The organism is Streptomyces sp. NPDC043867, from assembly GCF_056435845.1.
Genome location: NZ_JBWKDS010000004.1, coordinates 201,867 through 211,664, shown reverse-complemented (window position 1 = coordinate 211,664; position 9,798 = coordinate 201,867). Strand labels below are relative to the sequence as shown.

The 9,798-nt window shown below is 72.7% G+C and carries 7 protein-coding genes; 5 read left to right on the top strand and 2 right to left on the bottom strand.

Annotated features, from left to right (window positions below; genetic code table 11):
- Nucleotides 1–124: 124 nt before the first annotated feature.
- Both AC069T_RS06000 and afsR read right to left on the bottom strand, forming a co-directional pair.
- The gene (locus AC069T_RS06000; RefSeq protein WP_478781559.1) at nt 125–328 is read right to left on the bottom strand and encodes a hypothetical protein; all 204 of its coding nucleotides are present in this window, start codon (nt 326–328) and stop codon (nt 125–127) included.
- A gap of 197 nt (nt 329–525) precedes the next feature.
- Entirely contained in the window at nt 526–3,477 is a 2,952-nt protein-coding gene (gene afsR, locus AC069T_RS05995) for an SARP-family global regulator AfsR (RefSeq protein WP_478781649.1), read from the bottom strand.
- Between the two features lie 222 nt (nt 3,478–3,699).
- Here afsR and AC069T_RS05990 point away from each other — a divergent pair, with 222 nt between their 5' ends.
- The 5 genes from AC069T_RS05990 to AC069T_RS05970 all read left to right on the top strand — a co-directional run bounded on the left by AC069T_RS05990 (nt 3,700) and on the right by AC069T_RS05970 (nt 9,772).
- On the top strand, nt 3,700–4,947 hold the full coding sequence (locus AC069T_RS05990) for an amidohydrolase family protein (protein WP_478781558.1): 1,248 nt from the start codon (nt 3,700–3,702) through the stop codon (nt 4,945–4,947).
- 119 nt (nt 4,948–5,066) lie between these two features.
- Nucleotides 5,067–6,011, top strand: coding sequence for an LLM class F420-dependent oxidoreductase (locus AC069T_RS05985; protein WP_478781557.1), 945 nt, complete (start codon nt 5,067–5,069; stop codon nt 6,009–6,011).
- Nucleotides 5,981–6,757 (top strand): SDR family NAD(P)-dependent oxidoreductase, encoded by a 777-nt coding sequence (locus AC069T_RS05980; RefSeq protein WP_478781556.1) that lies wholly within the window; start codon nt 5,981–5,983, stop codon nt 6,755–6,757. Before AC069T_RS05985 ends, AC069T_RS05980 begins: the two co-directional genes overlap by 31 nt.
- 134 nt (nt 6,758–6,891) lie before the next feature.
- Nucleotides 6,892–8,010 (top strand): LLM class flavin-dependent oxidoreductase, encoded by a 1,119-nt coding sequence (locus AC069T_RS05975; RefSeq protein ID WP_478781555.1) that lies wholly within the window; start codon nt 6,892–6,894, stop codon nt 8,008–8,010.
- 31 nt (nt 8,011–8,041) lie between these two features.
- Nucleotides 8,042–9,772, top strand: coding sequence for an N-acyl-D-amino-acid deacylase family protein (locus AC069T_RS05970; RefSeq protein ID WP_478781648.1), 1,731 nt, complete (start codon nt 8,042–8,044; stop codon nt 9,770–9,772).
- Nucleotides 9,773–9,798 lie beyond the last annotated feature (26 nt).

Genomic DNA, 9,798 nt, shown 5'->3' with positions numbered 1-9,798 from the left:
CGGGGGAGGGGCGGGCTGACCGGGAAAAAAGAGTTGGGGCGGCCCCCCCCCCCCCCCACCCCCTCCCCCCGCGCCCCCCCCCCCCCCCCCCCCCCGCGCCCGATCCCCGTCGACGGGTGGCTTGTCAGGCCTTCGCGTCGGTGATGTGGGTGTCGAGTGGCTTCACCGTGCCGGCGTCGGCGTCGGTGATGTGGGTGTCGAGCGGCTTCACCGTGCCGGCGTCGGCGTCGGTGATGTGGGTGTCCAGCGGCTTCACCGTGCCGGCGTCGGCGTCGGTGATGTGCGTGTCGAGCGGCTTGACGGTGCCGTCGGTCTTCTTCTGGGCCATCGTGTTCAACTCCCCGTTGTGTGTGGTGAGACAGCCCGCCCGGCGACTCCCCCGAGGGCCGCCGGGCGGGCTGACAAGGCCGTTCACCATATGTGATGGGCCTCGCGGCGATTCGTCTGCCCCCCGACGCGACGGATCGACGAACTCAGAGTGGCGCAGCGCGATAAACGAACGATGAACGTCCGTGCGGTGGGGACCTACGCGGCCGCCAGCGGTGAGAGCAGGCTCCGTACCTCCGCGGACTCGGGCGAGCCCAGGTCCTCGTAGATGGTCAGGGCCTCGCGCCAGCAGGCCTGGCCGCGGTCGGTCTGGCCGATCGCGCTGAGCGCCCGCCCGAGGACGGTCAGCACGTTCCCGCGCCGCCAGTCACCGCCGATGCCCCGCAGCACGGCGAGCGACTGCTCGGCCAGCGCGGCGGCCAGCGCGGGCTTGCCCTGGGTCAGGCGGACCTCGGCCATGCGGAAGATGGACATGCCCTCCCACAGCCGCTGACGGCTGTCCCGGAAGACGTCGAGCGCCTCGGTGAGCTGGGCGACGGCCTTGCCGAGGTCGCCGGCCTGGGCGAGCGCGAGCCCGAGGGCGTAGCGGCCGTTGGCGCCGCGGAGGGTGTGCCCGAGCCGGTCGTAGATGCCGATGCCCTGCTCCGCGAGCGCGATCGCGCTGGCCGTCTGCCCCATCGCGAGGTGGGCGCGCGACAGGTTGCACAGGGCGCTGGCCTCACCCGCGAGGTTGCCGTCGGCGCGGAAGCACGTGATCGCCTGCTGGAGGTACGCGGCGCCCGCCCCGTGCTGCCCGCGGTAGACCGCGGTGACGCCGAGGTGGTTGGGCACCCAGCAGTTGAGGGCGGGGTCGTCGATCCGGCGGACGAGTGCCTCGGCGTGCTCCGCCTCCTCCGCCGCCCGGTCGAAGCGGCCGCCGGCCAGGTGCGCCTCGGTGAGGGCCGTGCGGGCCCGGGCCTCGGCGCGCGGATCGCCCGCGCGCCCGGCGGCGTCGCGCGCGAGGACGGCGTTGGTGCCGTAGTCACGGGCGTTCGCGCCGGACTCCGCGAGGTCCTTCGCGGCCCAGAGGAGATCCACGGCTCTGCTCAGCCTGTCGTCTGCGAGGGACTGGTGGACGCAGGCCAGCAGGCAGTTGGCCTCGGCGTACAGCCAGTCCAGGGCGGCGTGGCGGTCGGCGAACCGCATCCCCGGGTACTTGGTCGGCTCCAGGTGATCCACCAGCCGGTCCCCCGGCCGCTCGATCGCGTAGACGCCCGCCGCCGTCGCCAGGTAGAAGTCCAGGAGCCGCGACATCGCCGCGTCCCGCTCGGTCGGCGGGTGTTCGTCGCGTTCGGCGCAGGCACGCGCGTAGAGGCGGACCAGGTCGTGGTAGCGGTAGCGGCCGGGGGCGGCGGACTCCAGGAGGGACGTGTCGACGAGGGACTCCAGGAGGTCCTCCGTGTCCTCGGCCGGGAGGTCCAGCACCGCGGCGGCGGCAGCGAGCGAGATGTCGGGGCCGTCGGCGAGGCCCAGCAGCCGGAAGGCGCGGGCCTGGGCCGGCTCCAGCTGGCCGTAGCCGAGTTCGAAGGTGGCCTTGACGGCGAGGTCGCCGGCCTGGAGCTCGTCCAGGCGGCGGCGTTCGTCGGCGAGCTTCGCGGCCAGCACCGAGACGGTCCAGGTGCGCCGCGCGGCCAGCCGGGAGGCGGCGATCCGGATGGCGAGCGGGAGGAACCCGCAGGCGGCGACCACGTCGAGAGCGGCCTCCCGCTCCGACGTCACCCGCTCCGCGCCGACGATCTTCGTGAAGAGCTGGAGCGCCTCCTCGGGGGACATGACGTCCAGGTCCACCAGGTGCGCCCCGGCCAGGTCCACCATGCGCACCCGGGAGGTGACCAGCGCCGCGCACCCCTCCGTCCCGGGCAGCAGCGGACGTACCTGCGCGGCGTCGCGCGCGTTGTCCAGCAGCACCAGGACGCGGCGGCCGTCCAGGGCCGTCCGGTACAGCGCGGCGCGCTCCTCCAGGGAGTCGGGGATGGCGGAGTCCGGGGTGCCGAGGGCCCGCAGGAACGCGCCCAGGACCGTTTCGGGCTCGGCCGCGCGTGCTCCGGCGCCCTGGAGGTCCACGTACAGCTGCCCGTCCGGGAAGGCGCCGCGTGTCCGGTGCGCGACGTGCACGGCCAGCGTCGTCTTGCCGACGCCGCCGATGCCCGCGAGCGCCGAGACCGCCATCACCCGGCCCTCGGCCGTCGACGCGGCGGCCAGCACGTCGCCCAGTTCCTGGACGAAGGACGCGCGGCCGGTGAAGTCGGTGACGGAGGCGGGCAGTTGGGCGGGACGGACGGGCGCCGGGGGAGGCTCCGCCGGCGAGGCGGAGGGTTCCGCGAGTCCGGGGTCGGCGCGGAGGATGCGCTGCTGGAGCTCCTGGAGGTCCGCCCGGGGGTCGACGCCGAGCTCGTCGGCGAGCAGGCGCCGCGTGTCGGCGAACACCGCGAGGGCCTCGGCCTGCCGGCCGGAGCGGTACAGCGCCAGCATGAGCAGTTCCCGCAGGCGTTCGCGCAGCGGGTGGGCGGCGGTCAGCGCGGTCAGCTCGGACACCGCCTCCGCGTGGCAGCCCTGCTCCAGGTCCATGTCGAGGCGCGTTTCCAGCAGTTGGAGGCGCCACTCCTCCAGCCGGGTCCGCTGGGTGTCGGCGTAGGGGCCGGGGACGCTCGCCAGCGGCTCCCCGTCCCACAGGCCGAGCGCCTCGTTGAGCAGGGCGCGGGCCCGGCACAGGTCCCCGGTGTGCTTGGCCTTCTCGGCGTCGGAGGCCAGTTGCTGGGCCCGGGCGAGGTCGAGTGCGCCGGGGTCCGGGAGGCGGATGGCGTAGCCGCCGGACTCGCTGACGAGCGCCCCGGGGTTGAGGACCTTCCTGAGCCGGGAGGCGTAGGTGCGGACGGCGGCCAGGGCCTGGGGCGGGGACTCCTCGCCCCACAGCGCGTCGATGAGTTCGGGGGCCGTCGCCGTCCGTCCCTCCCGCAGCAACAGCGCGACGAGCAGCGCGCGTTGCTGCGGTGATCCCATGGGCAGGGGTTCCGTCCCGCGCCAGGCGCGCACCGGTCCGAGCACGCCGAAGCGCAGCGCCGCCGAATCCTCGGGGCTCCGCTGCTCCGGCACTCGCGGTACACCGTCCATCGCCGTCCCCCTGCCGACCGTCATGACAACGAGGCCAGTTTGCCTTGTTCATGGCGGATGCGTCAGCCGTGGGAGACAGCGATCACAGGGGGGCGCACGGTACGGCACAAGGTCCTCACACGCTCTCCTCACGGATCGGTGCGGAACCGGCCGGTGCGAGCGGAGTACGGCGAGCCCGGCAGGGAGCTGACGGGTCGTCAGATCAGCGCTACGGTGACTCGTATGGAGACCACGCGAAGCGCGGACAGCCCCTCGCCCCCCTTCCCCAGGATCATCTCGGTGGACGACCACACCGTGGAGCCGCCGGGCGTCTGGCAGGACCGGCTCCCGGCGCGGTACCGGGACCGCGGCCCGCGCGTCGTCCGGGCGCCGCTGAAGGAGATGACGTTCCTCGGCGGCAGGTTCGCGCCCGTCATGGGCGCTCCGGGCGACGACGGGCCCATCGGCGACTGGTGGGTGTACGAGGACCTGCGCCGCCCTCTCACCCGCCTCGACACCGCCGTCGGCTACGCGCGCGACGAGATCAAGCTGGAGATCATCACGTACGAGCAGATGCGGCCCGGGTCGTACGACGTGCCGCAGCGGCTGGCCGACATGGACGTCAACCACGTGCAGTCGGCGCTCTGTTTCCCGACCTTCCCGCGCTTTTGCGGTCAGACGTTCACCGAGGCCGAGGACCGCGAGCTGGGCCTGCTCGGGGTCAGGGCCTACAACGACTGGATGGTGGAGGAGTGGTGCGGTCCGGCCGCGGCGGGACGGCTGATACCGCTGACGCTCATCCCGCTCTGGGACGCGGAACTCGCGGCCCGGGAGGTGCGCCGCAACGCCGCCCGCGGAGTCCGCGCCGTGGCCTTCTCCGAGATCCCGCCCCACCTCGGGCTCCCCTCCGTCCACACCGACGACTGGGACCCCTTCCTCGCCGCCTGCGACGAGACCGGCACGGTCATCGCCATGCACATCGGCTCCAGCAGCCGCATGCCCTCGACCTCCGCCGACGCCCCGCCCGCCGTCGGCTCCACCATCACCTTCGCCAACTGCTGCTTCTCGATGGTCGACTGGCTGATGAGCGGCAAGTTCGAGCGTTTCCCGAACCTGAAGGTGATGTACGCCGAGGGCCAGATCGGCTGGATCCCGTACATCCTCGAACGCGCCGACGTCGTGTGGGAGGAGAACCGCGCCTGGGGCGGCGTCGCCGACAAGGTCCACCGGCCGCCGTCAGAGCTCTTCGCGGAACACGTTCACGGCTGCTTCTTCGACGACGCCTTCGGCCTGAGGAACCTGGACGCGATCGGCGTCGGCAACGTCCTGTACGAGACCGACTACCCGCACTCCGACTCCACCTGGCCCAGGTCCCGCGAGGTCGGCGAGGCCCAGATGGGCCACCTCGGCCCGGACGTGGTCGACCGGATCGTACGGCGCAACGCGATCGAGCTGCTGGGACTGACGGAGGACGGGCTCTGGGCGGCGTGAAACCCCGCCCGGCCCGAGTCCGGTGAACCGCCGGACGACACCACGAGCGCCCACATGACAGCACGGCAGGAAGGTTGCGTGCCTTGGAGATGCCGCCGCACGGGCGACCGGTGTACGGGATGCAGCTCCCCGTCCAGTCGCAGAGCACCCTCTACGCCGAGCCCTGGGAGGCGGACGCGGGCCCCGGCGACCTCGTCGAGATCGCCCGTACCGCCGACCGCTCGGGCTTCGCCTACCTCGCGAGCTGCGACCACGTGGCCGTCCCGCGCCGCCTGGCGGGCGCCATGAGCACCGTCTGGTACGACCCCGTCGCGACGCTGGCCTTCCTGGCGGGCGTGACCGGGCGCGTCCGGCTGCTCAGCCACGTCGCGGTCGTCGGGCTGCGCCATCCCCTCGTCACCGCGAAGCAGTACGCGACCCTCGACCACCTGTCGGGCGGCCGGCTGATCCTGGGCGTCGGCGCCGGGCACGTACGGGAGGAGTTCGAGGCGCTGGGCGTGGACTTCGAGCGGCGGGGCCCGGTGCTCGACGAGTGCGTCGAGGCCCTGCGCGCCGCGCTCGGGCCCGACGAGTACCCGGCGCACCACGGCAGGATGTACGACTTCGAGGGCCTCGGGCAGCGCCCCCGGCCCGCGCAGGACCGGGTCCCCGTCTGGATCGGCGGCTCCTCGCCCGCCGCGGTGCGCCGGGCGGCGCTCCGGGGTGACGGCTGGCTGCCGCAGGGCGATCCGCGCGACCGGCTTCCGGAACAGATCGCGACGGTGCACCGGCTCCGGGCGGACGCGGGCGTCACCGGGCCCTTCGTCGTCGGGGCCATCACCGAGCCGCTGTACGTGGGCGAGCCCGCGTGGGACGTCGGGCGGCGGACGCTGCGCGGGACACCGGAGGCGCTCGCCGAGTCGCTGCGGGCCTACCGCGCGATGGGGGTCCACCAGATCCAGGTGCGGTTCCGCTCCCGCGGCCGGGAAGAACTCCTCGACCAGATGGCCGCTTTCGGCGCGGAGGTCGCGCCCCACCTCGACCAGGGAGAGCCATGGGCAAGCTGGACGGACGCGTCGTCCTGATCACCGGCGCGGCGCGCGGGCAGGGTGAGCAGGAGGCGCGGCTCTTCGCCGGGGAGGGCGCCGAGGTCGTCCTCGCGGACGTGCTCGACGACCGGGGCGAGGCGCTCGCCGAGGAGATCGGGGCGCGCTACGTCCACCTCGACGTGAGCCGGGAGGACGACTGGCGGGCCGCCGTGGAGGCCGCGAAGAACGCGTACGGGCGGATCGACGGGCTGGTCAACAACGCCGGCATCCTGCGCTTCAACGAGCTGGTCAGCACCCCGCTGGAGGAGTTCCAGCAGGTGGTGCAGGTCAACCAGGTCGGTGTCTTCCTCGGGATCAGGACCGTCGCGCCGGAGCTGGCCGCGGCGGGCGGCGGGACGATCGTGAACACGGCCTCGTACGCGGGACTGACCGGGATGGCGTACGTCGGGGCCTACGCGGCGACCAAGCACGCCATCGTCGGGCTGACCCGGGTGGCCGCCCTCGAACTGGCCGCGAAGAAGATCCGCGTGAACGCCGTCTGTCCGGGCGCCATCGACACGGCGATGAGCGACCCGTCCCAGCTGGACCCGGCCGCGGACAACGCGGTGAGCGCCGAGGCGCTGGAGGAGCTGTACGGCAGGCTCGTGCCGCTCGGCCGGATCGGCAGGCCGGAGGAGGTGGCACGGCTCGCCCTCTTCCTGAGCTGCGAGGACTCCTCGTACATCACCGGGCAGCCGTTCGTGATCGACGGGGGCTGGCTGGCGGGCGTGAGTGTCGTCTGAGGTACCGGTCCGGCGACCGTGGCTGACGCGCCGTCAGCTCTTGACGGTCCAGGTGTCCGGTGGAACAGTCGCACTCAACATATCTGACGGTGCGTCAGAAACACCGTCTTCAGTGACAGGGACGGTGAACCGCCTTGGAATTCGGGCTCTTTGTACAGGGATACGTGGGCAAGCGCGCCGAGACCGACCCCCTCGCGGAGCACAAGGCGCTGATGGAGGAGACCGAGTACGTCATCCAGGCGGACAAGTCCGGCTTCAAGTACGCCTGGGCGTCCGAGCACCACTTCCTGGAGGAGTACTCGCACCTCTCCGCCAACGACGTCTTCCTTGGCTACCTGGCCCACGCCACCGAGCGCATCCACCTCGGCTCCGGGATCTTCAACCCGCTCGCGCAGGTCAACCACCCGGTGAAGGTCGCCGAGAAGGTCGCCATGCTCGACCACCTCTCCGAGGGGCGCTTCGAGTTCGGGTCCGGCCGCGGCGCCGGTTCGCACGAGATCCTCGGCTTCATCCCCGGCGTCACCGACATGAACTACACCAAGGAGATCTGGGAGGAGACCATCGCCGAGTTCCCCAAGATGTGGCTTCAGGACGAGTACGCCGGGTTCCGGGGCAAGCACTGGCAGCTCCCGCCGCGCAAGATCCTGCCGAAGCCGTACGGGAAGTCGCACCCCGCCATGTGGTACGCCGCCGGGTCGCCGCCCTCGTACGCCATGGCCGCCCGCAAGGGCCTCGGCGTGCTCGGTTTCAGCGTGCAGAAGGTCTCCGACATGGAGTGGGTGCTGGAGCAGTACAAGACCGCGATCGTCGACGCGCGGCCCGTAGGGGACTTCGTCAACGACAACGTGATGGTGACGTCGACCGCCGTCTGCGCGCCCACGCACCAGGAGGCCGTGCGCATCGCCGCCGGTGGCGGGCTGCACTACCTCCAGTCCCTCGTCTTCCGCTACCACGACACCTTCCCGCGGCCCGAGGGCTTCCCCGTCTGGCCCGAGACGCTGCCCGAGTTCAACGAGGAGATCATCGAACTCCTCATCGCCGAGGAGCTGTTGATCTGCGGCGACCCCGACGAGGTGCTGACCCAGTGCAAACGGTGGGAGCAGGCGGGCGCCGACCAGCTCTCCTTCGGACTGCCCATCGGCATCTCCTCCGAGGAGACGCTCCAGACGATCAGGCTGGTCGGCGAGCACGTCATTCCGAAGATCGACACGGATCCGGTGCACCGCACGACCCGGTTCCGCCGGTCCGCGTGAGACGGCACGGACGCGAGGAAGGGGCGTGGCCATGCTCGACCACCTGATCAGGGGCGCGACCGTCGTGGACGGGACGGGCGCACCCGCGTACACCGCCGACGTCGGCGTCCGCGACGGCCGGATCGCCGCCGTCGGACGGATCACCGAGGGGGCGAGGACCGCCGAGGACGCGCACGGACTCGTCCTCGCCCCAGGCTTCGTCGACCCGCACACCCACTACGACGCCCAGCTGTTCTGGGACCCCTACGCGACGCCGTCCCTGAACCACGGGGTGACGACCGTCGCGGGCGGCAACTGCGGCTTCACGCTCGCCCCGCTCCACCCGGAACGCCCCGAGGACGCCGACTACACCCGGCGCATGATGTCCAAGGTCGAGGGCATGTCCCTGGTCGCCCTGGAGGAGGGCGCACCCTGGAACTGGCACTCCTTCGGCGAGTACCTGGACGCCCTGGAGGGGCGGATCGCCGTCAACGCGGGCTTCATGGTCGGACACTGCGCGCTGCGCCGGTACGTCATGGGCCCGGACGCGGTGGGCGGGCAGCCGACCCCGGAGCAGCTGGCCCGGATGCTCACCCTCTTCCACGAGGCGATGGAGGCGGGGGCCTGGGGCCTGTCGACCACCCAGTCGTCCACGCACTCGGACGGCGACGGGAAGCCGGTCGCCTCACGCCACGCCCGGCCCGCCGAACTCCTCGCGCTGGCCCGGGCGGTGGCGGACCACGAGGGCACCCAGATCGAGGCGATCGTGGCCGGCTGCCTCGACCAGTTCGGCGACGACGAGATCGACCTGCTCGTGGGGATGAGCGCGGCGGCGGGACGGCCCCTGAACTGGAACGTCCTGACGATCGACGCCGCCGTGCCCGAGCGCGTCCCCCGCCAGCTGGAGGCGAGCGAACGCGCGCGCCGGGCCGGCGGCCGGATCGTCGCGCTGACCATGCCGATCCTCACCCCCATGAACATGTCGCTCGGCACCTTCTGCGCCCTGAACCTGATCCCCGGCTGGGGCGAGGTCCTCGGCCTGCCCGTGCCGGAGCGCATCGCGCGGCTGCGCGACCCGGGGGTCCGGGCGGAGCTGCTGCGGCGGGCGGACAGCAGGGAGGCCGGCGTCTTCCGCAGGCTCGCCCACTTCGGGCGGTACGTCATCGGGGACACCTACAGCCCCGCGAACGAGGGCCTCACCGGCCGGGTCGTGCGGGACGTCGCGGCCGAACGCGGCCAGGAACCCTTCGAGTGCCTCGTCGAGATCTGCGCCCGCGACGACCTGCGCACGGTGCTGTGGCCGATGCCGAGCGACAACGACCCGGACTCCTGGGCGCTGCGGGCGAAGACCTGGCAGCACCCGGACGTCCTGCTCGGCGGCTCCGACGCGGGCGCCCATCTGGACCGCATGTGCGGAGCGCCGTACACCACCCGCTTCCTCGGGGACTGTCTGCGCGGACGCAAGCTGGTGGGGCTGGAGCAGGCGGTGCGGATGCTCACGGACGACCCGGCGCGGCTCTTCGGACTGCGCGGGCGCGGCCGGATCGAGGAGGGCTTCCACGCCGACCTCGTGCTCTTCGACCCGGCGCGGATCGACGCCGGCAAGGCCACGCTGGTGCACGACCTCCCGGGAGACGGCCCCCGGCTCGACTCGAAGGCGATCGGGATCACGGCCGTGTGGGTCAACGGAGTCGAGTCGATCCGCGACGACGTGGTGACCGGTGCCGTACCGGGCAAGGTGCTGCGCTCCGGGCGGGACACCCGGACGGTGGGCACCCGGTGAGCGCCCGCGGGCCACGGCCCCGCCCC